Annotated in this window: 23 protein-coding genes and 1 tRNA gene; 7 read left to right on the top strand and 17 right to left on the bottom strand. The window is 62.1% G+C overall.

The window, feature by feature from the left end:
* Positions 1–6: 6 nt before the first annotated feature.
* Complete coding sequence (locus LC083_RS13080; protein WP_226700755.1) at positions 7–663, bottom strand: lysoplasmalogenase; 657 nt, start codon at positions 661–663, stop codon at positions 7–9.
* 70 nt (positions 664–733) lie between these two features.
* On the opposite strand from LC083_RS13080, the gene trmFO reads away from it, so the two are divergent.
* Positions 734–2,101, top strand: coding sequence for a methylenetetrahydrofolate--tRNA-(uracil(54)-C(5))-methyltransferase (FADH(2)-oxidizing) TrmFO (trmFO, locus tag LC083_RS13075; RefSeq protein ID WP_226700754.1), 1,368 nt, complete (start codon positions 734–736; stop codon positions 2,099–2,101).
* On the opposite strand, the gene LC083_RS13070 is transcribed toward trmFO, so the two are convergent.
* The 9 genes from LC083_RS13070 to LC083_RS13030 all read right to left on the bottom strand — a co-directional run bounded on the left by LC083_RS13070 (position 2,102) and on the right by LC083_RS13030 (position 9,813).
* Positions 2,102–2,566 carry a hypothetical protein gene (locus tag LC083_RS13070; RefSeq protein ID WP_226700753.1) on the bottom strand — a complete coding sequence of 155 codons (465 nt, stop codon included), beginning with the start codon at positions 2,564–2,566 and terminating at the stop codon, positions 2,102–2,104.
* 30 nt (positions 2,567–2,596) lie between these two features.
* Positions 2,597–3,268, bottom strand: coding sequence for a hypothetical protein (locus tag LC083_RS13065; RefSeq protein ID WP_226700752.1), 672 nt, complete (start codon positions 3,266–3,268; stop codon positions 2,597–2,599).
* Between the two features lie 51 nt (positions 3,269–3,319).
* Entirely contained in the window at positions 3,320–3,724 is a 405-nt protein-coding gene (locus LC083_RS13060) for a TadE/TadG family type IV pilus assembly protein (RefSeq protein WP_226700751.1), read from the bottom strand.
* Complete coding sequence (locus tag LC083_RS13055; RefSeq protein WP_226700750.1) at positions 3,724–4,182, bottom strand: TadE/TadG family type IV pilus assembly protein; 459 nt, start codon at positions 4,180–4,182, stop codon at positions 3,724–3,726. Before LC083_RS13055 ends, LC083_RS13060 begins: the two co-directional genes overlap by 1 nt.
* Positions 4,179–5,438: a pilus assembly protein TadG-related protein gene (locus LC083_RS13050; RefSeq protein WP_226700749.1), complete on the bottom strand. Its 1,260-nt coding sequence runs from the start codon at positions 5,436–5,438 to the stop codon at positions 4,179–4,181. The genes LC083_RS13055 and LC083_RS13050 overlap by 4 nt, the downstream gene beginning before the upstream one ends.
* A 275-nt stretch (positions 5,439–5,713) precedes the next feature.
* Complete coding sequence (locus LC083_RS13045) at positions 5,714–7,090, bottom strand: pyruvate dehydrogenase complex E1 component subunit beta (RefSeq protein WP_226700748.1); 1,377 nt, start codon at positions 7,088–7,090, stop codon at positions 5,714–5,716.
* 3 nt (positions 7,091–7,093) lie between these two features.
* Positions 7,094–8,164 carry a pyruvate dehydrogenase (acetyl-transferring) E1 component subunit alpha gene (gene pdhA, locus LC083_RS13040; protein WP_226700747.1) on the bottom strand — a complete coding sequence of 357 codons (1,071 nt, stop codon included), beginning with the start codon at positions 8,162–8,164 and terminating at the stop codon, positions 7,094–7,096.
* Between the two features lie 126 nt (positions 8,165–8,290).
* Complete coding sequence (locus LC083_RS13035; protein WP_160607073.1) at positions 8,291–8,605, bottom strand: FtsB family cell division protein; 315 nt, start codon at positions 8,603–8,605, stop codon at positions 8,291–8,293.
* Positions 8,606–8,658: 53 nt separating this feature from the next.
* Positions 8,659–9,813, bottom strand: a complete 1,155-nt coding sequence (locus LC083_RS13030) for an acyl-CoA dehydrogenase family protein (RefSeq protein WP_226700746.1) — start codon at positions 9,811–9,813, stop codon at positions 8,659–8,661.
* 137 nt (positions 9,814–9,950) lie between these two features.
* On the opposite strand from LC083_RS13030, the gene hppD reads away from it, so the two are divergent.
* The 4 genes from hppD (at position 9,951) to LC083_RS13010 (ending at position 13,546) form a co-directional block, all read left to right on the top strand.
* A complete protein-coding gene (gene hppD / locus LC083_RS13025; protein WP_226700745.1) occupies positions 9,951–11,048 on the top strand; it encodes a 4-hydroxyphenylpyruvate dioxygenase in 1,098 nt (365 codons plus the stop codon).
* Positions 11,045–11,602 carry a VOC family protein gene (locus tag LC083_RS13020; RefSeq protein ID WP_224832601.1) on the top strand — a complete coding sequence of 186 codons (558 nt, stop codon included), beginning with the start codon at positions 11,045–11,047 and terminating at the stop codon, positions 11,600–11,602. The genes hppD and LC083_RS13020 overlap by 4 nt, the downstream gene beginning before the upstream one ends.
* 84 nt (positions 11,603–11,686) lie before the next feature.
* Entirely contained in the window at positions 11,687–12,565 is an 879-nt protein-coding gene (locus LC083_RS13015) for a mechanosensitive ion channel family protein (protein WP_226700744.1), read from the top strand.
* 66 nt (positions 12,566–12,631) lie between these two features.
* Positions 12,632–13,546: a haloalkane dehalogenase gene (locus LC083_RS13010; RefSeq protein ID WP_226700743.1), complete on the top strand. Its 915-nt coding sequence runs from the start codon at positions 12,632–12,634 to the stop codon at positions 13,544–13,546.
* Positions 13,547–13,553: 7 nt separating this feature from the next.
* Here the strand turns inward: LC083_RS13010 and LC083_RS13005 are convergent.
* The 4 genes from LC083_RS13005 to grxC all read right to left on the bottom strand — a co-directional run bounded on the left by LC083_RS13005 (position 13,554) and on the right by grxC (position 15,221).
* Positions 13,554–13,630, bottom strand: a tRNA-Arg gene (locus LC083_RS13005).
* Between the two features lie 38 nt (positions 13,631–13,668).
* Positions 13,669–14,136, bottom strand: coding sequence for a DUF1178 family protein (locus tag LC083_RS13000; protein WP_226700742.1), 468 nt, complete (start codon positions 14,134–14,136; stop codon positions 13,669–13,671).
* 5 nt (positions 14,137–14,141) lie between these two features.
* On the bottom strand, positions 14,142–14,957 hold the full coding sequence (locus LC083_RS12995; protein ID WP_226700741.1) for a carbon-nitrogen hydrolase family protein: 816 nt from the start codon (positions 14,955–14,957) through the stop codon (positions 14,142–14,144).
* Entirely contained in the window at positions 14,958–15,221 is a 264-nt protein-coding gene (grxC, locus tag LC083_RS12990; protein ID WP_226700740.1) for a glutaredoxin 3, read from the bottom strand.
* 166 nt (positions 15,222–15,387) lie between these two features.
* Here grxC and LC083_RS12985 point away from each other — a divergent pair, with 166 nt between their 5' ends.
* Positions 15,388–15,852, top strand: coding sequence for an Hsp20 family protein (locus LC083_RS12985; protein ID WP_160607064.1), 465 nt, complete (start codon positions 15,388–15,390; stop codon positions 15,850–15,852).
* A 319-nt stretch (positions 15,853–16,171) separates the two neighbouring features.
* Here the strand turns inward: LC083_RS12985 and LC083_RS12980 are convergent, their stop codons facing one another.
* The 3 genes from LC083_RS12980 to tpiA form a co-directional block, all read right to left on the bottom strand.
* Entirely contained in the window at positions 16,172–17,806 is a 1,635-nt protein-coding gene (locus tag LC083_RS12980) for a CTP synthase (RefSeq protein WP_226700739.1), read from the bottom strand.
* A 103-nt stretch (positions 17,807–17,909) separates the two neighbouring features.
* Complete coding sequence (gene secG, locus LC083_RS12975; RefSeq protein WP_226700738.1) at positions 17,910–18,278, bottom strand: preprotein translocase subunit SecG; 369 nt, start codon at positions 18,276–18,278, stop codon at positions 17,910–17,912.
* A gap of 76 nt (positions 18,279–18,354) precedes the next feature.
* On the bottom strand, positions 18,355–19,116 hold the full coding sequence (tpiA, locus tag LC083_RS12970) for a triose-phosphate isomerase (RefSeq protein WP_226700737.1): 762 nt from the start codon (positions 19,114–19,116) through the stop codon (positions 18,355–18,357).
* A 216-nt stretch (positions 19,117–19,332) separates the two neighbouring features.
* Here tpiA and LC083_RS12965 point away from each other — a divergent pair, with 216 nt between their 5' ends.
* Positions 19,333–21,270 (top strand): peptidylprolyl isomerase, encoded by a 1,938-nt coding sequence (locus tag LC083_RS12965; protein ID WP_226700736.1) that lies wholly within the window; start codon positions 19,333–19,335, stop codon positions 21,268–21,270.
* The last annotated feature ends 2 nt before the right edge of the window (positions 21,271–21,272 follow it).

Raw genomic sequence — 21,272 nt, 5'->3', positions numbered from 1 at the left:
TCGCGATCAGGCGTGGTGCTTGCGAATGCTCTGCACCACGCCGATCGCGATGAGGAACTGGCCGCCATAATATAGCGGCCAGATCAGCCAGCTTCCGACCTCGGCGGGGATATGCCCCACCTCACGTGCAAAGATCAGCAAATCGCTGATGACGAACAGCACCGCGCCCGTCCCCACGCGGTAGCGGGGAAAACGGCTCGTCCATGCCGCAGCTGCCATGGCTCCGACCACGAACGAATAGCCGGTCGCGGCCTGCCAGTTCGGCAGGGGATAGGTCATCAATCCAGCAATTGCCGGTGTCGCTGCAAGAAGGGCAATGCCGGTAAACGTCTGGCTAGCGGTCTTAGCCGGGCGGCGGTTGCGCAAGTAAAGAGCGATAGCAATCAGGTGCCCGACCGCGAAGAGCGCGCCCCCGACAAGAAAACTGAACTCGAGCACCACGTCACCAAGCGCGCCGAAGGTCATGACAAGCGCGATCAGCGCACCATCGAACCCCTTGCCGCGGTGAGCTGCGTAGAGGGCAAGAAACCCGACGCCAGCTCCCTTCCAGGCCATCAGCCAGATCCCGCCGATGGGGTCGTCCATGACGAAAAAGTAGCTGACTGCTGCGGCCAGGCTGGCCAGCAGGTAGGGCCGGTGCTCGGACAATGCGCGTTTTGGCATGAAATTCCCCTCGTTCGCGCTCGGTAATCCTTGATAGAGGGGGCATGCAAGCCCTAGGTGCGCCACCGCAATGACTCACGACGTACATATCATCGGCGGCGGCCTCGCGGGAAGCGAAGCGGCATGGCAACTGGCGAAGCGCGGCTTCAAGGTTCGCCTGTCCGAAATGCGCGGCGGCGGCGAGATGACGCCCGCCCACCAGACCGACGGCCTCGCCGAATTGGTCTGCTCCAATAGCTTCCGTTCGGATGATAGCGACCGCAATGCGGTTGGCCTCCTGCATCACGAAATGCGCGGGCTCGACAGCATTGTCATGCGCGCGGGCGAAGTGGCCCGCGTCCCTGCCGGAAGCGCCATGGCGGTCGACCGCGACGTTTTTTCCGCCGAAGTGCAGCGCACGCTCGAAGAGCACCCCAACGTGACCGTCGCGCGCGAACGCGTCGACACCCTCCCCTCAGCCGGTCTCACCATTGTCGCGACGGGCCCCCTGACCGCGCAATCGCTTGCCGAAAGCATCGTCGGGGCGACCGGACAAGACCGCCTCGCCTTCTTCGATGCCATCGCCCCGATCGTGCATCGCGACAGCATCAACATGGACGTGTGCTGGATCCAGTCCCGCTGGAACAAGCGGACCGAGGCCTCGAACGAAGACGGAGACTACATTAACTGCCCCATGACCAAGGAGCAGTATCTCGCCTTCCACCAGGGCCTGCTCGATGGTGAGAAAACCGAATTCCGCGAATGGGAAGCGGATACCCCATATTTCGACGGGTGCATGCCGATCGAGGTCATGGCCGCGCGCGGGGTCGACACGCTCCGGTTTGGCCCGATGAAGCCGGTCGGCCTCGACAACCCGCACGATACCACGCCCGAATTCCCACAGGGTCGCTGGCCCTATGCCGTGGTCCAGCTGCGACAGGACAACAAGCTCGGCACCCTGTGGAACATTGTCGGCTTCCAGACGAAGCTGAAATATGGCGCACAGATCGAGCTGTTCCGAACCATTCCGGGCCTCGAGAATGCTGAGTTCGCACGGCTCGGCGGTCTTCACCGGAACACCTTCATCAACTCGCCACTCGTCCTAGATCGCCAGTTGCGGCTGCGCGGCGGGGAGCACATCCGGTTCGCTGGCCAGATCACAGGATGCGAGGGCTACGTGGAGAGTTCCGCAGTCGGGCTGATGGCAGGGATGATGGCCGCGGCCGAATTGGCCGGTCGCGACTGGACACCGCCGCCCCGCACAACCGCTCTTGGTGCGCTGCTCAGCCACATCACCGGCGATGCGGAAGCAGAGACGTTCCAACCCATGAACGTCAATTTCGGCCTCTTCCCCCCGCTTCACGACGTGAAGAAGAAAGCGCGCAAGGAAGCTTACACGTCGCGTGCCAAACAAGAATTCGGGGAGTGGATTGCGGGCGCCGAAGCGGTCACCGCCTGATCAGCAAGCGCACTTACGCTTCTTGGCAGGTTTCGGCCGCGTCGTAGCGAATTCTCTCGGCGTAAGTTCGTTGTCGCCATCGGCGTCGGCGCCTTCGAACTTGTCGACCGTTGCGACTGCCCATTCCTCGAAGGTGAGCAGATTGTTGCCATCCTTGTCGAGCTTGCGAAACCCGTCGCTGCGGGTGGAGAGCATCTCGGTCCGGCTGATGCGCCAGTCGCGGTCACGGTCGTAGCGGAAGAAGCGCTGCTCTTCCTTGGTCAGCTCGGTTGCTTCGGGCGGCGCAGGGCCGACCATGTCCTGCGGGTCGCCAGAAGGTAGCGCGTCAGGTGATGCAGTCGAGGGCAATTCGGCAAGCAAGGCCGGAGGTGCTGCGGCTTCGACTTCAGCGCGGCCTTGGTACCAAAACAGTCCGATACCCATAGCGACAAGGACAATGATCCCGCCGGTAACAATGCCCCTCATGCAACCCCCTGTTCTGCGACAACCCTTTGTTTAGCGGCCGAAAATACCAACACGCAAGGCTAGAAGTGCTGACCCCCTGCCCTCCATGGGAGGGACGCCGCCTGCAGCGAGGGCCCGGCTTCCCAAGGCCGACAGGATTGCCAATGGGCGCAGGCGACGGTGAAGCCTCGGGGAGCGCAGGTCTGTGCCATTAGCCAGACCGGCAACGACTTCGCGTTCTCCCGCATCGGATAGGTGTGACAGGAGGTCGGCGAGAAACCATGCCTGGGCTGCGAGCGGTATCCCCGCGGAGCTCTCCTTGGCTAAAGGACCGGCCGCAAGCGCTGACCATGATGCCGCCCTGCCTTGGACGAATTGCAGCGCGGCATTGCGGTCGAGCGTCTCGGCCAGCAAAATCCCTTCCCACGCGTCTACCAGCTTTTCGAGGCCGCCGGAATGGGCGCCCCATGCCGCGTTCAGTGCAGCGACAAGCGGCTCGCCGGAAGGACGGTCTTCGGGCTGCTTGCCAAGGACATCACGCCACCATGCAAGGCGCAATTGGCCGATCATCGGTTCGCTGCTGCCCGCGACAACCTCTGCCAAGCGCCGGTCGAGCTCGAACATGGCATGGTATGCCAACCGGTCATCCGGGTGCGCATAGGCCAATGCGATCCGGTATTCCGGGTGCAGGTCGTTATCGTTCAGGAGTTCCTTGGCATCCATGCGCGCGGCCATGACGAAGCCGCGCGTTCGGCGCAAGTCTGGCGGAACGGCCTAGAGCTGCGGGTAGGAACGCTTGGTCAGGCGAACGGGCATGGTGCCCATGTCGACGAACACGAGGTTCACATTGATACCACCGGTGGCCACCAGGTCGACGAAGTCGCGCCCGGCCGCGTCGGTCCCGTGGGTTACCGCGAGCGTTGCATTACCGAATTGCTGTGCGCTGAGCAGATTGTTCGTGAACTCGGTCTGCAACTGCGCGTCGCTCGGAATCGGCCAAACGGTCGCACTTCGCGCCGCCTCGTCGAGTGCCGACGAAAGCGAATTCTGAAAGAACAAGTAAATGCCCATGTTCAGTGCGCCGAGCAGCATCGTCACCGTCAGCGGCAATGCTAGCGCGAACTCGACGGCAGCGCTGCCCTTTGCGTTACGGAACAAGCTTTTCAGGCGCGTGATCATCATTTCGTCCTCAGCGTGACCGAGCCGACATGGGTCTGGGTGCTTGCGAAATCGGCGATCCCGTCGATGTTGAGCATGGGCGTGTACGTATCGCGGACGGTAATCGTCATAAAATCGGTCTGGACCGCCCCCGGAGTAACGCAAAGCGGCGCACCAATTGCCTGCCTGGCGCCATCACACTCGATCCATTTATCGACGGTGATGTTCCCCATCGGCATGCCGGTTGCGTCCGCGATGGCCTGACGCACCTGGACGGCCGTCGGCACGTTCTCCATCGTGCCCATGACATACTCGGCACCGAGCTGCGCGGTTTGCTGCATCTCGATCTTGTGGCGATAGCCCATGGCGAAATCGATGCCTCCGAGTGCCATCATGAGAACGATGGGCATGACGAGAGCGATCTCGATCGTCGCATTCCCCGCAGTACTGCGGATTGTCCTAGCGATAAGACTGATCATTGGCGCAACCTGATGACTGTGTCGCCGAAGAACGAGGCCACACCACGTCCTGCACGGCAGCGGTTCACGACCGTCGTGTTGCCGGTAAAGGTGATATAGCGCGATACGATCTGCAGGCAGTCGGTATTCATGCCCGAGTTACCGCTAAAGCCGACCGTGTTTGAGGGGGCATAGATCGAGCCGTCGAAAATCGAACCGTTGTCGCCGGTGATGAACATGGTCGTTCCGGCCGGCGTGCGGCTGTCCTGGTGAATGATGATGCCTGCATAGGGACCGGTATCCGGCGCACTAAGCTTGATCTCGGCCGTACCATTGCCGGTAAACGTGCCGACCTTGTTCGGGTTGAAAGGGCTGTCCGTGTTCGTGAAGACCAGTGTTACCCCGTCCCCGACAAGCAGAGCCTGGCCGTTCACTGTCAGGCCCTTTTCACCGATATAATAGGTGCCCGGCGACAGAACCAAGGTCTCCCGCGCATTGACGGTGATGCCGCGATAGCACCCGGGAAAGAGGGTAGTGGTGCTGCTGATCCGTTGTTCACCGTTGCATGTCGTGAGGTTCGGATTGGTAACGGTACCTGCGAGCGGGTCGGCGACCGGCGGTGTTCCGTTATGGACTGCCGTGTCGGCCGTGATCGCGCCCCCTGCATTGACCGAGCCTACCGCTGAAAGCGCACCGGCGCGGATCTTGTCTGACGTCGTGGCGTCGAAATTGGAGTTGGAGGCAAGCCCGCAGTTCATGTCGACGCTTGCCGAACCCGAAATGGTAAGACCGATGCCGGAGGTATCGAGCGCGATCATGCAGTTCGGGACTTCCTTACCGGCCTGCGCGACTGCTTCCACGCTGATGGTGGGCGGGGTCGAAAGGAACAGGCTGGAGAAGGGAAGCGGCTGGCTGACGCTCAGCACCACGCGGACCATGCTGTTATCACCGGCGAAGGGGCCGGCGGTGGGCGGCGTCTCGATCGCCTCGACGGTGTAGGTATGCTGCGTGTTGTTGGTCAGTACCTTCGTGACGACGGCGTTCACATTCTCGCCATTCTTCATGGCAAGCGCGCCGGCAATGGCGCCGGCATCGGCCGCACTGTGCAAATCTCGGCGCCAGCTGATCCACTGGGCTGCGTCGACGGCGAGGCCCATCGTACCCACGATCGGCACGAGCGAAGCCGCGACGAGAATGAGCATGTTTCCGCGCTTGTCGTCGCGGACCTGCTTCAGAAATTGCAGCGCATTGCGAAGCATTGCGAACCTCGTGTCCATTTATTCGAGGTTCCATTCATAGCCCCCCGCTATTGGGGCGAGGTAAAGCAACAGCCCTAAAAGGAAGTTAAAATCCGCCCCTGGTATGGACCGCAGCCCCCTTACTCCCATGAGTCGGCTTTTCGCCTCCAAGGTTAACGCCCCCTTTCCTCCAGTTTAGGGAGCGACCTTAAGCTGTGCGGCAAGGCAATTATCGTGCGATTCGATGCACGGAATGAAAAAGCCGCCGCAGCACCCGCTACGGCGGCTTTTCAATTCGAAAAAACGTCGGCGTACTAGTCCCGGTAGCAAACCTTCTTCACCGCCGAGACGATGCCCGCCGTGTCGATCAGGGCCAGCTTTTCGAGATTCGCGGCATAGGGTAGCGGAACGTCCTCGTTGCATACCCGCGTTACCGGGGCATCGAGGTGGTCGAAGCCTTCTTCCATGCAGATGGCGACGACTTCCGATGCGATCGAGCAGGTCGGCCACCCCTCTTCCGCGATGACCAGACGGTTGGTCTTGGCAAGGCTTTCAAGGATGGCTTCCTTGTCGAGCGGGCGCAGCGTGCGTAGGTCGATCACTTCGGCATCGATGCCTTCGCCGGCCAGCTGCTCGGCGGCCTCGAGAGCAAGGCCTACCGCGATCGAGTATGCGACGATCGTGACATCCGAGCCTTCTCGCATGATCCGCGCCTTGCCGATCGGCAGCACATGGTCGTCCAGTTCGGGCAGTTCGAAACTGCGGCCGTAGACGAGCTCGTTTTCGAGGAAAACCACCGGGTCTTCGCAGCGGATGGCAGCCTTCATCAGGCCCTTGGCGTCGGCGGCATCATAGGGCGCGATGACAATCAGGCCCGGCACGCTGGCGTACCAGGGGCCGTAGTTCTGGCTGTGCTGTGCACCGACGCGGCTGGCCGCGCCGTTGGGACCACGGAAGACCACGGGACAACGCATCTGGCCGCCCGACATGTAATTGGTCTTGGCTGCCGAATTGATGATGTGATCGATCGCCTGCATGGCGAAGTTGAAGGTCATGAACTCGACGATCGGGCGAAGGCCACCCATCGCCGCGCCGGTGCCGATACCGGCGAAACCGTATTCGGTGATCGGCGTATCGATCACGCGCTTGGGGCCGAATTCGTCGAGCAGACCCTGTGTCACCTTGTAAGCGCCCTGGTACTGGGCGACTTCCTCGCCCATCACGAACACGCGCTCGTCGCGGCGCATTTCCTCGGCCATGGCATCCCGCAGGGCTTCGCGGACCGTGACTGTAGCCATGTTGGTGCCGTGCGGGATTTCCGGATCCTTCACGCCCGACTTCTTGTTCGGCCTACTGATTTCCGCTTCGGACGGCTCGCGGCCCACATCCTTGCCCTCACCCGGAACGTCGGCGACGGGGGCAGCATCCGCAACGGCGGAGGCATCCTCGCCCTCGCCCGCCAGCATGGCGATGACGGTCCCGACCTTCACGCCTTCGGTCCCTTCGGCAACGAGGATTTTGCCAAGCGTCCCCTCGTCCACAGCTTCGAATTCCATCGTCGCCTTGTCGGTTTCGATTTCGGCGATGATGTCACCGATGGCGATCTCGTCGCCTTCCTGCTTGAGCCACTTGGCAAGCGTGCCTTCTTCCATGGTGGGCGAAAGCGCCGGCATCTTCAGTTCGATGGCCATGGATCAATACTCCTCGACCAGAACGTCGGTGTAGAGCTCGGATGCCTCCGGCTCGGGCGAATTCTCGGCGAAATCTGCTGCTTCGCTCACGATCTTGCGGATGTCCTTGTCGATGGCCTTGAGGTCGTCTTCGCTGGTGCCTTGTTCGATGAGGATCTTCTTGAGGCCCTCGATCGGGTCCTTGTGATCCTTCATATCCTGCACTTCCTCGCGCGTGCGGTACTTGGCCGGGTCGGACATGGAGTGACCGCGATAACGGTAGGTTTCGCATTCCATCAGGACCGGGCCCCTGCTCTCGCGCACATGCTTGAAGGCGATCTCGGCTGCCTGCCTGACCTCCAGCACATCCATGCCGTTGACCTTCATACCCGGGATGCGGAACGCGGTGCCGCGGCGGTAGAACTCGGTCTCGGCGGAACTGCGGCTGACGGCAGTCCCCATCGCATACTGGTTGTTCTCGATCACGAAGACGATCGGGAGCTTCCAGAGCGAGGCCATGTTGAAGGTTTCGTAGACCTGGCCCTGGTTGGCCGCACCGTCACCGAAATAGGCAAGGCAAAGGCCGCCATCCTCGTTGTACTGGTGGGCGAGTGCCAGTCCGCCGCCGAGGGCGACCTGCGCGCCGACGATGCCGTGGCCGCCGTAGAACTTATGCTCGGTCGAGAACATGTGCATCGACCCGCCCTTGCCCTTCGAAATGCCCGCTTCGCGGCCGGTAAGCTCGGCCATGATGACCTTGGGATCGATGCCGTAGGCCAGCATATGGCCATGGTCGCGATAACCGGTGATAACGCTGTCGAGTTTTTCGGTCAGGGCCGACTGCAGGCCCACCGCAACCGCTTCCTGTCCAATATAGAGGTGGCAGAAGCCGCCGATGAGGCCGAGGCCATAGAGCTGGCCGGCGCGTTCTTCGAACCGGCGGATCAGCAGCATCTGCTCGTAAAAATGCAGCATCTGGTCGCTGCTCGCGTCGAAACGCTTCTTCTTGTCGAGTTCTTCCTGCAGCGAATGCAGGACAAAATCGAGGTTTTCAGCCGGGCTACCTGCGGCTTTGCTCTTCGGGGCCTTTGCCAAACTACAGCATCCTTCTCTTCCGGGGAGGAATATGCCTGAGCCTATAGGCATAGCCACGCGCGCCGCGCAACGCCCTGCTCGGCACGCATACGAAAACCTTACGGAATAGCGGGGTTTTGCGCCCGATCAGTCGTCGAGCTTGATCACGACCTCGTCCGGATGGACGACGTTGAGCTGGCTGCGAAGCAGTTCGCCCACCATGTCGGGATCGGCATGTTCGGGGTGCAGCAGCGCCACCTTGTTTTCCAGCGCGGCACGTTCTTTCTGGAGAGCGGCCAGCTGGGCTTCGCGCTGGTCGAGCAGGCGGAGATTCTCGCTCCATGCCAAAAGCCCGCTCGGGCCGGCGATGCCGATCGCGCCCATCACAAGCAACGCGCCGAGCGCCGCGCTTTGCGACGCCTTCTGCTTCTGCCTGATAGTGAGTCTCGGCTTGCCCCTCATATTGCTACAGAATCACAGTTAACCTTTGCGCGCAAGGGGTTTCGCGCGGCAAATCAGTAAGAACGCGGCAGACCGAGAACATGTTCGGCCACGTAGCTGAGGATCAGGTTCGTGCTGATCGGCGCAACAGTGTAGAGCCGCGCTTCGCGGAACTTGCGCTCGACATCGTATTCCTCCGCAAAGCCGAAGCCGCCAAGGGTCTGCACGCACATGTCGGCTGCGGCCCAACTTGCTTCGCTGGCGAGCATCTTTGCCATGTTCGCTTCGGCACCGGCATTGCCGCCCTGGTCGTAAACCTGTGCCGCGTGATGGACCATCAGCTCCGCCGCCCGCATCTGGGCGTAGCAGCGGGCAATCGGGAACTGGACCCCCTGGTTCTGGCCGATCGGACGGCTGAAGACCTGCCGCTCCTTCGCGTAATCGCTGGCCTTCTCGATGAACCACTTGGCATCGCCGATGCATTCGGCGGCGATCAGGATGCGCTCTGCGTTCATGCCCGAAAGGATGTAGCGAAAGCCCTGCCCTTCCTCGCCGATGAGCGCAGAGGCGGGAATGCGCATGTCGTCGAAGAACACTTCCGTGGTGGAGTGGTTCATCATCGTGCGGATCGGCTTGATGGTCATGCCGTTGCCCACCACCTTGCGCATGTCGACAAGGAACAGTGAGAGCCCCTCGGTCTTCTTGGCCACTTCCTCGCGCGGTGTCGTCCGCGCCAGCAGGACCATGAGATCGGAATGCTCCGCCCGGCTGGTCCAGATCTTCTGGCCGTTGACGACATAGTCATCCCCGTCTCTCCGCGCGAAGGTGCGCAGCGAAAGTGTATCCGTCCCGCTGGTCGGTTCTGACACGCCGAACGCCTGTAGGCGCAGCTCACCAGTAGCGATGGCAGGCAGGCAAGTCGTTTTCTGATCTTCGCTGCCGTATCGAAGCAGAGTGTTCATCACGTACATCTGGGCGTGGGCAGCGGCTCCGTTGCAGCCCGCAGCCTGGATTTCCTCCATGATGATGGCCGCCGCATCGAGACGCAGGCCGCTGCCGCCATATTCCTCGGGGATCAGAGCCGCGAGGAAACCCGCCTGCGTGATGGCGTCCACGAACTCCCCGGGATAGGCACGTTCTCGATCCTTATCGCGCCAGTACTCGCCCGGAAAGTCGGAGCAGACTGCGCGAACGGCGCGGCGGATGTCGTCGAGGTCTTCACTAGCCATGCCCCCTCCATGGACTCACCGCAGCAGCAAGGCAATCCGTCGGAACGAGCTCTGACAGGCACGCCAATTTCTTGACAGCCATGTCGCAATTGCGTATTTGGTTTCCATTGAAACTATCTAGCGGACAGAGGACTCACATGCCCGATCTTTTCGAAAACCCCATCGGCCTCGACGGCTTCGAATTCGTCGAATTCTGCGCGCCCGAAAAAGGCGTGATCGAGCCGGTTTTCGAAGCCATGGGCTTCACCCTCGTCGCCAAGCACCGCTCCAAGGACGTCGATCTCTGGCGCCAGGGCCAGATCAATTTGATCCTCAACTACGAACCGAAAAGCGCCGCATGGTTCTTCGCGCGCGAACACGGCCCCTCTGCTTGCGGCATGGGCTTCCGCGTTCGCGACGCCCGCAAGGCCTACGCAGAACTGCTTGAACGCGGCGCCGAGCCAGTCGCTGTGCAGACCGGCCCGATGGAACTCCACATCCCGGCCATCCGCGGCATCGGCGGCGCGATCGTTTACCTGATCGACCGTTACGAAGACGGTGAAGGCAACGGCCTGTCGATTTACGACATCGATTTCGAATACCTTCCGGGCGTCGAGAAGCATCCCGTCGGGGCCGGCTTCAACGTCATCGATCATCTCACGCACAACGTCTACAACGGCCGTATGAAGTACTGGGCGGACTATTACGAGACGCTCTTCAACTTCCGCGAAATCCGCTTCTTCGACATCAAGGGCGAGTACACCGGCCTGACCTCGAAGGCGCTGACCGCGCCCGACGGCAAGATCCGCATCCCCCTCAACGAGGAAGGCGAAGGCGGCAAGGGCCAGATCGAGGAGTTCCTGCGGGAGTTCAACGGCGAAGGCATCCAGCACATCGCGCTGATCTGCGACGACCTGCTGGCGTGCTGGGACAACCTGAAGAAGCTGGGCGTCCCTTTCATGACCGCCCCGCCCGAAACCTATTACGAGATGCTGTCCGAGCGCCTGCCGGGCCACGGCGAAGACGAGAACGAGCTCAAGGCGCGCGGCATCCTGCTCGACGGCACGACCGAAGGTGGTCAGCCCCGCCTGCTCCTGCAGATCTTCGCAGAAGCGCAGGTCGGCCCCGTGTTCTTCGAATTCATCCAGCGCAAGGGTGACGAAGGCTTCGGCGAAGGCAATTTCAAGGCCCTGTTCGAAAGCATGGAGCGCGACCAGATCCGTCGCGGCGTTCTCGAAGTGGAACCTGCAGAATGAGCGCGATCAAGCCCTCCGGCATCCATCACGCAGCCTACCGCTGCAAGGACGCGAAAGAGACCGTCGAATGGTACGCCAAGGTGCTGGGCATGGAATATACCACTGCCTTTGCCGAGGACCACGTTCCCTCGACCGGTGCCTACGACCCTTACATGCACGTCTTCCTCGATGCAGGTAACGGCAACGTGCTCGCCTTCTTCGAACTGCCCAACCAGCCCGACATGGGCCGCGACGAAAATACGCCGCAATGGGTCCAGCACCTCGCCTTCCGCGTCGGCTCTGAAGAAGAACTCCTCGCTGCAAAGGACCATGTCGAAAGCCTCGGTATCGACGTCCTCGGTCCGACCCACCACGGTATCTTCAAGTCGATCTATTTCTTCGACCCGAACGGTCACCGCGTGGAGCTTGCTGCCGATATCGGCACGGACGAGCAATATGCGGAACTCAAGCGCGTTGCCCCGCTGATGCTCGAGGAATGGAGCCAGACCAAGAAAGCCCCGCGCCATGCAGACTGGCTGCACGAGATTGCCCGCAAGGAACACGGGCTGAACTAAGCCTAAGCGGCGAAAACCATGTAATTTCGCCATTTCGGAACCCTGAGCGGGGCATACCGTTGCCCCGCAAAGGGAGTCCTCCGGGTGAATTACATTTCCACACTGCGCGATGAGCTGCAGGACATGGGTACCGGCTTCGTCGAGGCCCTGCCCAGTCTGGCCATCGCGCTGTTCGTCTTCCTGCTCACCTGGATCGTCGCCCGTTTCGCCGCCAAGATTGCGGATACGCTGGTCGGCAGAACCGAAATCAGGGCCAGCCTGAAGAACCTGATCGATACGCTTGTGAAGCTGGCGATCTGGGTAACGGGCCTGTTCATTGCAGCCGTCATCGTCATTCCCAGCCTGACCCCGGCAAGCCTGCTCGCCGGATTGGGTATCGGTGCCGTCGCCATCGGATTTGCCTTCCAGGACATCTTCGAGAATTTCCTTGCGGGCGTGCTCATCATGGTCCGCGAGAAAATGCGGATCGGCGACGTGATCGAGTGCGAAGGCATTACCGGCAAGGTAGAACACATCACCTTGCGCGAGACCCATGTTCGCAAGCTTTCGGGCGAACTGACCGTCGTGCCCAATTCGATCCTGTTCAAGAACCCTGTCGAAATCCTGACCGATGTCGACCAGCGTCGGCACCAGGTCGTGATCGGTGTTTCCTACGACACCAACCTCGACCACGCGGCCGACGTTATCAGGCGTGCCGTCGAAGGGGTGGACGACGTGCTTGCCAGCAAGGGCGTCGATATCTTTGCGCAGGAATTCAATTCCAGTTCGGTGGACTTTCTTGTGCGCTGGTGGGCCGGATCTACGCCGCGCTCGGGATGGGAGAGCAAAGACAAGGTGATCCGCGCGATCAAATCCGCTCTGGACGAAGCGCATATCGAGATCCCGTTTCCCTACATTACGCACACCTTCAAGGAGACGGTGCCCGTCAGCCAGTTGGGTGACACGGCGAAGCGGACCCCTTAAGTTCCCGTTGCGACCGCGCTGGTGCAAATGCAGCCTCAGGATTGCGGCTCGCCATGGGAGAAGCCAATGCAGATACTTCGAACCCCCGCCGAACGCTTCGCAGGCATCCCCGATTATCCATTCGCCGAGAACTGGATCGAGATCGACCTCGGCAACGGGATGTCGGCCCGCCAGCATTACCTCGATGAAGGCCCGAAGGACGCACCGCCGGTTCTGCTCTTCCACGGGGAGCCGAGCTGGTCGTATCTCTATCGCAAGATGATCCCTCTTCTGGTCTACGCAGGCTTTAGGGTCCTTGCGCCCGACCTCATCGGTTTCGGCAAGAGCGACAAGCCCGAAGATCCTGCCTTCTACACCTATGCCCGGCACACTGCTTGGCTGAAGCAATGGCGCGACGCCGTAGTGCCCCAACCTGCCGGGCTATTCTGCCAGGACTGGGGGAGCCTCCTCGGATTGCGCATAGTGGGACAGGAGCCTGAACGCTTTACCTTTGTGGTCGCCAGCAATGCGACCCTGCCCACGGGCGGCAAGGTTTCGGACGGTTTCCTCGCCTGGCGCGCCTTCGCCAAGAGCTCGCCAGATTTCGTGATCGGCGACATACTGCAGCGGGCGACGCAGACCGAGCTCAGCGATGCCGAGGTGGCAGCATACAACGCGCCGTTCCCGGACGAGCCGAGCAAGGCAGGGGCCCGCGCGTTTCCGCAACTGGTGCCGGTTGAAGACGGCATGGATGGCATCGACGACAATCTGGCGGCATGGAAGGGACTGGAAGCCTTCGACCGGCCTTTCCTAACGCTCTTCGGAGAGGATGACCCAGTGTTGGGCATGGCCGCGCCGCTGCTTTCCGAGCGCATTGCCGGCGCCAAGGGACAGCCGCACGCAATGCTGAGCAAGTGTGGCCATTTCAGCCAGGAAGACCGCCCACACGAATTGGCCGATGGCATCATCGCCATGGCGCGCAAAGCCGGAGTTCTCGATTAGAAGGGAATGGTGCGCCCGACAGGATTCGAACCTGTGGCCCCCAGATTAGGAATCTGATGCTCTATCCGACTGAGCTACGGGCGCGCCGGCGCTTCGTATAGCGGCTCAACTTGCCGTGGCAATCAATTGAGTTCGTCGGGCGGCGCGATGGGGAAAAGGATGGGCGCAACCGCAATTCCCTCGGCTGCGAGTTCCTTGGCCTCTTCCTTGGTGGCCTTGCCGTGGATCGGCGTTTCGTCGGCCTCGCCGTAATGCTGCGAGCGGGCTTCCTCGGCGAACTTGTCCCCTACCCACCTGCTTTTTTCGAGCGCCTTTGCCTGTGCCTTGGCTAGCGCCTCGAACGCCTTGCGCACTTCCGGCGGCATCGGAGCGTTGGAAAGCTGGGCCTCCTTTGCTCCGGTATTCTGCTTCGGCGCGGAGTTCGACTTAGCGGGGACAGACGGTGCCATAGGGGCCTTGCCGACATTGGTGGAGCCGCATTCAGGGCAATCGACCAGCCCGACCTCGCTCTGTCGCTCGTAATCGGCGGACGATCCGAACCAGCCTTCGAAGCGGTGGCCGTTGTCGCAGTGGAGGTCGTAGACGATCATGGCGCCTAAATGGCGATTTCGCGGCGGTTGGCAAGGCTGGGAACTTGCGCCCGCACATCGGCGATGCGCGACAAGTCGATTTCCGCAAATCCGACCCCGCTCCCCTCGTCCCCCATGTCGAGCAGGACCTCTCCCCATGGATCGACGACAAGGCTGTGGCCATAGGTCGTGCGACCGTCTTCATGCTGGCCGACCTGGGCGGCAGCGATAACGTAGGCGGAGGCCTCGATCGCCCTAGCCCTTTGCATGATGTGCCAGTGCGCCCTTCCCGTCGGCACTGTGAACGCGGCAGGGATGGCAATGGCGTCGCAGCCAAGCTTGCCCAAAGCTTCGAACAGGCCGGGAAAGCGCAAATCATAGCACACCGCGAGGCCGAGCCTGCCAATCGGCGTATCGACGGCAACGACCTTGTCGCCCGCCTGGTATGCGTTTGACTCGCGCCAGCTCTCACCGGTCGCGAGATCGACATCGAACATGTGCATCTTGTCGTAGCGGGCCACGATCTCGCCACCTGCGTCGATCACGAAACTCCGGTTGGCCCATTTCCCGCCATCAGCGAGGACGGCGAGCGACCCGATGCAAGTCCAGATATTGGCGCGGGCACTCGCTTCTCTCACGGCGGCGAGGACGGGGTTTGCCGCTTCGCTCACCACGTGGCCGACAGCACGCTGGCGATCCCGGTCGAGCAGGCCCGACATCTCGGGCGTGAACAACATCTGCGCACCGCCCACGGCGGCCCTTTCGATAGCCTCGACCAGGCGCGCTGCGTTGGCTCGAGGATCGATCCCGGTCGTCGCCTGATAAAGCGCGATGCGCGTCATTCAACCGGCCAGGATATCATCGAGCTTGCCGGCGCGTTCCAGCGCCGCGAGATCGTCCGAACCGCCGACATAGACTTCGCCGATGAAGATTTGCGGCACGGTTCGCGCCTGCGGAGCGCGCTCCATCATTTCGTCGCGCTTGGGGCCGCCCATCGTGATGTCGTGTTCCTCATACACCGCGCCCTTGTCGTCGAGCAGCTTCTTCGCGCGGTAGCAGTAGCCGCAGCCGAACTTGGTGTAGATGTCGATATGGGGCTGGCTCATGGTCGATCCCGTGCTGTTCTTTCCAAAGCTGTCTAGCCGTGCAGCGGGATGCTTGAAAGCCCCCGACGGACGACTATCTTGAATGTGCCGGCTGGTGTTCAGCCGGTTCGGGAGTGCCGGTTTAGGGCTCCCCAATGTCAAATTGCTCAGAAGAGGATTTGTTTCGATGAACCGTTTCGACACTACCCCCTATCGCCGTTCGACCGTCGGCTTCGACCGCCTGTTCGACCTGATGGAACGTCAGGCGCGCAATGCCGGTGGCGATAATTACCCCCCGTTCAATATCGAGCGCCGCGGTGACGATGAATATCGCATCACGCTGGCCGTCGCGGGCTTCCGCCCCGAAGACCTCGATATCACGGCCCAGCAGAACCTGCTGGTCATCCAGGGCCGCAAGCGCGACGATCAGCCCGAAGGCGAAATGCTGCATGTCGGCATCGCCAACCGCGGGTTCGAGCGCCGTTTCGACCTTGCGGATTATGTCCGCGTGGAAAACGCAGACCTCAGGGACGGCATGCTAGTCATCGACCTGCTGCGCGAAGTTCCCGAGGCGATGAAGCCGAAGAAGATCTCGATCGGCGGACAAAAGCCCCTGGAAATCGTCAAGGGCGACGACAGCGAAGCTGCCTGACCAGCGCCTCCAACTAAAGAGGGCGGCGCCCTAAGGCACCGCCCTCGCGACGACTAGCGCCGCCAAGCCCCAAATTCGGCCGTCCGGGTCGCAGAAGACGACCGGGTTCGAGGCAAGCCCACCACCGGCTGGCGCAGTGTAGTTTCGTAAATTCAGTGGCCTATCACCACTGATCTCCGGGCCGGTCTGCATTAAATGCAACAAAAGATAAAGAGCGCGGAATCCCTAGGGACTCCGCGCTCTGTCGTGTTGGTACAAAACCGGCAAATCAGCCTTAGCGAAAACAATCGTTTACGCCTGTGGCCAATGCAAAAATAAATTACACGAGACGTGCCTGTTCAAGCGCCGCGCCGATGAAACCCGCGAAAAGCGGGTGCGGATCGAAGGGCTTGGACTTCAATTCCGGGTGGAACTGGACGCCGACGAACCAAGGGTGGTCCGGACGCTCCACGATTTCGGGAAGCAGGCCGTCAGGCGACATGCCGGAGAAGATAAGGCCCTGCTTTTCCAGCGGCTCGATATAGGCTCCGTTTACCTCGTAGCGGTGGCGATGGCGTTCCGAAATCTCGGTCGTGCCACCATAGATCGAGGAGACATGGCTGTTGGCTGCCAGCTTGGCGTCATAGGCACCGAGGCGCATCGTACCGCCAAGGTCGCCGCCGGCCTCGCGGGTCTGCAAGCCTTCCTGCGTCATCCATTCGGTGATGATGCCCACCACCGGTTCTTCCGTCGCGCCGAATTCGGTCGAGCTCGCCTTGCTGTAGCCTGCCGCCCGAGCGCCTTCGATGCAGGCCATCTGCATGCCGAGACAGATGCCGAAGAACGGCACCTTGCGTTCGCGCGCGAAGCGTACGGCAGCAATCTTGCCCTCGCTCCCGCGTTCACCGAAACCGCCGGGCACGAGAATGCCGTGCATCGGCTCGAGCTGGGCCGCGATGTCGCTGTCGCCCTGTTCGAATACTTCGGCGTCGATCCACTTGATGTTGACCTTGACCCGGTGGGCCATGCCGCCGTGGACCAGCGCCTCGTTGAGCGACTTGTAGGCGTCCTGCAGGCCGACGTACTTGCCGACCACGCCGATTGTGACCTCGCCTTCGGGGTTCGAATGGCGGTCGACCACGTCGTACCAGCGCGACAGGTCCGGTTCGGGCGCATCGGTGATGCCGAACCCGCGCAGGACCTCGGTGTCGAGGCCTTCTGCATGGTACTGCAGCGGGACCGAGTAGATCGAGGGCGCATCGAGCGCGGGGATCACCGCTTCCTTGCGCACGTTGCAGAAGTTGGCGATCTTCTGTCGCTCGCTGTCCGGGATAGGATGCTCTGCGCGGCAGAGCAGCACGTCCGGCTTGATCCCGAGACTGGCCAGTTCGCGGACCGAATGCTGGGTCGGCTTGGTCTTCAGTTCGCCTGCTGCAGCGATGTAGGGCACCAGCGTCACGTGGACGCTCAGTGTCTGCATCGGCTCCAGTTCGTTACGCATCTGTCGGATGGCCTCCATGAACGGAAGCCCCTCGATATCGCCGACGGTTCCGCCGATTTCGCACAAGATGAAATCGTGATCGCCCTGGTCGGCGAGCGCAAATTCCTTGATTGCATCGGTCACGTGCGGGACGACCTGCACGGTCGCACCGAGGTAGTCGCCGCGGCGCTCCTTGGCGATGATCTGTTGGTAGACCCGGCCCGAAGTCACGTTGTCACCCTGGTGCGCCGAGACGCCGGTGAAGCGCTCGTAGTGCCCAAGGTCGAGGTCCGTTTCAGCGCCGTCGTCGGTCACATAGACCTCGCCGTGCTGATACGGGCTCATCGTGCCGGGATCGACATTCAGATAGGGATCGAACTTGCGGATGCGGACCTTGTAGCCGCGCGCCTGGAGGAGCGCTGCGAGGCTCGCAGCCATGAGACCTTTACCGAGCGAGGAGACCACGCCGCCGGTGATGAAAATATACCGCGCCATGGGAGTCGGGCCTTAAGCGTGGGGGGTGAGTCGGCGCAAGGATAAAGACGCGCCAAAGCGCGCGTCGTCCACAGACGCCTGAGGAAGGGCGAAGATTTGAGGCTTATTCGGCGAGTGGATCTTCAGCCGGTGCAGGCTCTGCCGGAGCCGGGGCTGCTGCAGGTGCCGCACCCGGACCGCCCAGCGGGTCGACCGGCTCGGCCGGAGTGACCGAACGATCGAGCGTCGATTCGACGCCGCCCGTTCCCACACCCTCGACAGCCATCGCAGCAAGCGCGATCGAAAGGACCACGAATGCCACGGCCAGCCACTTGGTCGAACGGGTCAGGAAGTCGGCTGCGCCGCGGGCGCTGAGCATGCCGGAGGGGCTGCCGCCGATGCCAAGACCGCCGCCTTCGCTGCGCTGCATGAGAATGACGCCGACGAGGGCAGCGGCGACGATCGCCTGGACGACAGTGAGGAAGAGGAACATCGGTTGCTAGCTCTATCGAATAAACTGGTGGGCCGCATCTAGGCGTCAGACGCCGCTACGGCAAGGTGTGCGAGAATCAGGCTTCTTCGGCTTCCGAAGCGGCCACGACGATACCAAGGAAGCTTTCGGCCGACAGGCTCGCGCCGCCGACCAGCGCACCGCCGACTTCGGGAGTCGAAAGGATTTCCCGGGCATTGTCCGCGTTCACGGAGCCGCCGTAGAGAATACGGACCTGCGAGGAATGTTCCTCACCATAGGTTTCGTCGAGCAGCTTGCGGATTGCCGCATGCATCGCCTCGATGTCTTCGACCGTTGCGGTGCGACCGGTTCCGATGGCCCAGATCGGCTCGTAGGCGACCGTCAGGCGTTCGGCAGCGTCTTCGATCTTGGGGAGGCTGGCACGGAGCTGGCCAAGTACGAACTCCTCGGCCTTGCCCGCATCCCGCAGTTCGAGGCTTTCGCCGCAGCACAGGATGATGCGCAGGCCAGCCTCGAGCGCGCTTTCGATCTTGGCGTTGATAAGGTCGTTCGATTCGCCGTGGGCGCCGCGACGTTCGCTATGGCCGAGAATGACGAATTTCGCCCCGGCGTCCGCCAGCATCGATGCCGAGATATCGCCGGTGTGCGCACCTTCTGCGCCGGGATGGCAGTCCTGCGCACCGATGCCGATCTGTTCGGCTTCGCGGTGGACGGCGTGAATGAGCGTGTACGGCGGGGCTACGGCCACTTCCGCCTTCATGTAGCGCTGTGCAGCGCGATCGATCGCGCGCGCTTCGCTGAGCATTGCGCGCGTACCGTTCATCTTCCAGTTACCAACGATATAAGGCCGTTCGGCCATGGTTATTTCCTGTCACGTAATGTCGTATCCGGCGGGCGCTATATAGGGTGGTAGCGGACAATCGCCAGAGTGGGCTTGTTTATGCGTCAAAAGCGGACGGGACCTGTTGCGACGAGGTCGCAGGGCGGATAAAGCGCGCTGCTCGAACCGGTGTCGCACCGCTTCCCGTCCGGAAGCGGGCGCCCCCAAAGCACTGAAGAGGCCCGACCGCAAGTCATGCTCACCTTTTTCCGGAATTTCTTCAAGACGAAGGTCGGCCTTGCCATCGCCCTCGCATTTCTCGGCCTGATTGGCTTCGCTTTCGCCAGCATGGATGTGTCCAGCACCGGCGCATTCGGCGGTGTTGCGGGCGGCGACCGTGTTGCAGTGGTCGGTAGCGAAAAGATCTCGACCGCCGAACTAAGCGACGGCGCGGCCGAGGCATTGCGGCAGGCGCGCCAGGACAACCCCGACGCGACCATTCAGACGCTGCTGGCGGACAACGGGATCGACGAAATCCTCGACGGCCTGATCGACCGCTTCGTCCTGGTTGCCTGGGGCGAGGAAAACGGACTTCGGGCAGGTCGCAACCTGGTCAACAGCGAAATCCGCCAGATTCCCGGCGCCCGTGGCCCCAGCGGCGATTTCGAGGAAGCAGCCTACCAGGCCTTTCTCCAGACGCAGAGCCTGACCGACGCGCAATTGCGCAGCCAGATCCGCACTTCACTGTTCTTCCGCCAGTCGATCATCCCTTCTGCCTACGGCGCAAAGGTCCCCGATTCCATCGCTCGGACCTATGCCCGCACCTTCAAGGAACGTCGCCGCGGTTCGGTCGCCGTGATTTCGGCCGCTGCCTTCGCTCCGACCGGTGCGCCCACCGACGCCCAGCTCCAGAAGTTCTACGCCGACAACCAGTCGCGTTTCGTCCGTCCCGAGCGGCGCACCCTGCGCTATGCGACCTTCGGCAGCGAGGCCTTGGGCGAAAGCATCGAGCCCGATGACGCCCAGATCGCTGCCTACTTCAAAGAAAACGCGGAAAACTACGCTGCCCGCGAAACCCGCGATTTCACGCAGGTCATCGTCGCCACGCGTCAAGGCGCCGAAGCCATCGCCAACCGTGTCCGCGGCGGCCAGAGCTTTGCCGCAGCTGCTGCAGAAGCCGGCTTCCGTACTGCCGAACTGTCCGACCAGGAACGCGACAATGTTCGCGAACAGGCGAGCGCCGCAGTCGCGGATGCCTATTTCTCGGCATCCGAAGGCGGCCTGACTGCCCCTGCGCGCAGCCCGCTCGGCTGGCACATCGCCCGTGTCGACGACGTGACGCAGGTTCCCGCCAAGACCGTGGCGAGCGTTCGCGGCGAAATCGCCGACGTGCTTCGCGAACGCAACCGCCAGCGCGGTATCGCCGAACTGGCAACCACGATCGAGGACCGCCTCGCCGATGGTGCATCCTTGACGGCAGTAGCGGAAGAGCTCGACCTTAATGTCGTGGCAACGCAGCCTCTCACCGCTTCCGGCTTCGTTTACGGAACCGCCCAGCGTGCGCCCGAACTGGTGGCATCGACGCTCGATTTCGCATTCCAGATCGAAGAAGGCGAACCCGAGATCGCTGCCCTGCCCGACGGCCAGAACTTCCTGCTCTACGAAGTCTCGTCGATCACACCCTCCTCGGTCGCCCCGCTCGCCGAAATCCGCGAGAACGTGATCGCCGAATGGCGCCGCTCGCGCGGTAACGAGGGTGCGAGGGCTGCGGCAGATCGCGTCCTCAAGCGTGTCCAGGGAGGCCAGAGCCTCGCTGCAGCGATGGCAGCAGAGAAGGTTGCCCTCCCCGCTCCCGAAGCCGTGAACCTCAGTCGCGAGGAACTCGCACGCCTCGGCAATACCAGCGTGCCTGCGCCGATCGCGCTGATGTTCGCGATGGCCGAAGGCTCGACGAAGAAGCTCAAGGGCAATGGCGACCAGGGCTGGTTCGTCGTGTCGCTCGAAGACATCTCGCTCGGCCAGCTCGAAGAGAACGACCCGCTGGTCCAGCAGGCACTGCTCCAGATCGCGCAGGGCTGGACCGCGGAATATTCGCAGCAGATGCTGGCCGCCATGCGCGCCGAAGTCGGCGTCGAGCGCAATCCCGATGCAATTGCCGCGGTTCGCCGCCAGTTGCTCGGCGAGACGAACTGAGG

This window comes from Qipengyuania gaetbuli (genome assembly GCF_020524765.1).
In the GTDB taxonomy this organism is placed as follows: Bacteria; Pseudomonadota; Alphaproteobacteria; order Sphingomonadales; family Sphingomonadaceae; genus Qipengyuania; species Qipengyuania gaetbuli_A.
The sequence above is the reverse complement of the archived record's forward strand: the minus strand, read 5'-3'. Positions and strand labels throughout refer to the sequence as shown.

Excerpts from the sequence above, each read along its gene's own strand:
- LC083_RS13080 (WP_226700755.1), bottom strand. The coding sequence starts at position 663 with ATGCCAAAACGCGCATTGTCCGAGCACCGGCCCTACCTGCTGGCCAGC.
- trmFO (WP_226700754.1), top strand. The coding sequence starts at position 734 with ATGACTCACGACGTACATATCATCGGCGGCGGCCTCGCGGGAAGCGAA.
- LC083_RS13070 (WP_226700753.1), bottom strand. The coding sequence starts at position 2,566 with ATGAGGGGCATTGTTACCGGCGGGATCATTGTCCTTGTCGCTATGGGT.
- LC083_RS13065 (WP_226700752.1), bottom strand. The coding sequence starts at position 3,268 with ATGGATGCCAAGGAACTCCTGAACGATAACGACCTGCACCCGGAATAC.
- LC083_RS13060 (WP_226700751.1), bottom strand. The coding sequence starts at position 3,724 with ATGATCACGCGCCTGAAAAGCTTGTTCCGTAACGCAAAGGGCAGCGCT.
- LC083_RS13055 (WP_226700750.1), bottom strand. The coding sequence starts at position 4,182 with ATGATCAGTCTTATCGCTAGGACAATCCGCAGTACTGCGGGGAATGCG.
- LC083_RS13050 (WP_226700749.1), bottom strand. The coding sequence starts at position 5,438 with ATGGACACGAGGTTCGCAATGCTTCGCAATGCGCTGCAATTTCTGAAG.
- LC083_RS13045 (WP_226700748.1), bottom strand. The coding sequence starts at position 7,090 with ATGGCCATCGAACTGAAGATGCCGGCGCTTTCGCCCACCATGGAAGAA.
- LC083_RS13035 (WP_160607073.1), bottom strand. The coding sequence starts at position 8,605 with ATGAGGGGCAAGCCGAGACTCACTATCAGGCAGAAGCAGAAGGCGTCG.
- LC083_RS13030 (WP_226700746.1), bottom strand. The coding sequence starts at position 9,813 with ATGGCTAGTGAAGACCTCGACGACATCCGCCGCGCCGTTCGCGCAGTC.
- hppD (WP_226700745.1), top strand. The coding sequence starts at position 9,951 with ATGCCCGATCTTTTCGAAAACCCCATCGGCCTCGACGGCTTCGAATTC.
- LC083_RS13020 (WP_224832601.1), top strand. The coding sequence starts at position 11,045 with ATGAGCGCGATCAAGCCCTCCGGCATCCATCACGCAGCCTACCGCTGC.
- LC083_RS13010 (WP_226700743.1), top strand. The coding sequence starts at position 12,632 with ATGCAGATACTTCGAACCCCCGCCGAACGCTTCGCAGGCATCCCCGAT.
- LC083_RS13000 (WP_226700742.1), bottom strand. The coding sequence starts at position 14,136 with ATGATCGTCTACGACCTCCACTGCGACAACGGCCACCGCTTCGAAGGC.
- LC083_RS12995 (WP_226700741.1), bottom strand. The coding sequence starts at position 14,957 with ATGACGCGCATCGCGCTTTATCAGGCGACGACCGGGATCGATCCTCGA.
- grxC (WP_226700740.1), bottom strand. The coding sequence starts at position 15,221 with ATGAGCCAGCCCCATATCGACATCTACACCAAGTTCGGCTGCGGCTAC.
- LC083_RS12985 (WP_160607064.1), top strand. The coding sequence starts at position 15,388 with ATGAACCGTTTCGACACTACCCCCTATCGCCGTTCGACCGTCGGCTTC.
- LC083_RS12980 (WP_226700739.1), bottom strand. The coding sequence starts at position 17,806 with ATGGCGCGGTATATTTTCATCACCGGCGGCGTGGTCTCCTCGCTCGGT.
- secG (WP_226700738.1), bottom strand. The coding sequence starts at position 18,278 with ATGTTCCTCTTCCTCACTGTCGTCCAGGCGATCGTCGCCGCTGCCCTC.
- tpiA (WP_226700737.1), bottom strand. The coding sequence starts at position 19,116 with ATGGCCGAACGGCCTTATATCGTTGGTAACTGGAAGATGAACGGTACG.
- LC083_RS12965 (WP_226700736.1), top strand. The coding sequence starts at position 19,333 with ATGCTCACCTTTTTCCGGAATTTCTTCAAGACGAAGGTCGGCCTTGCC.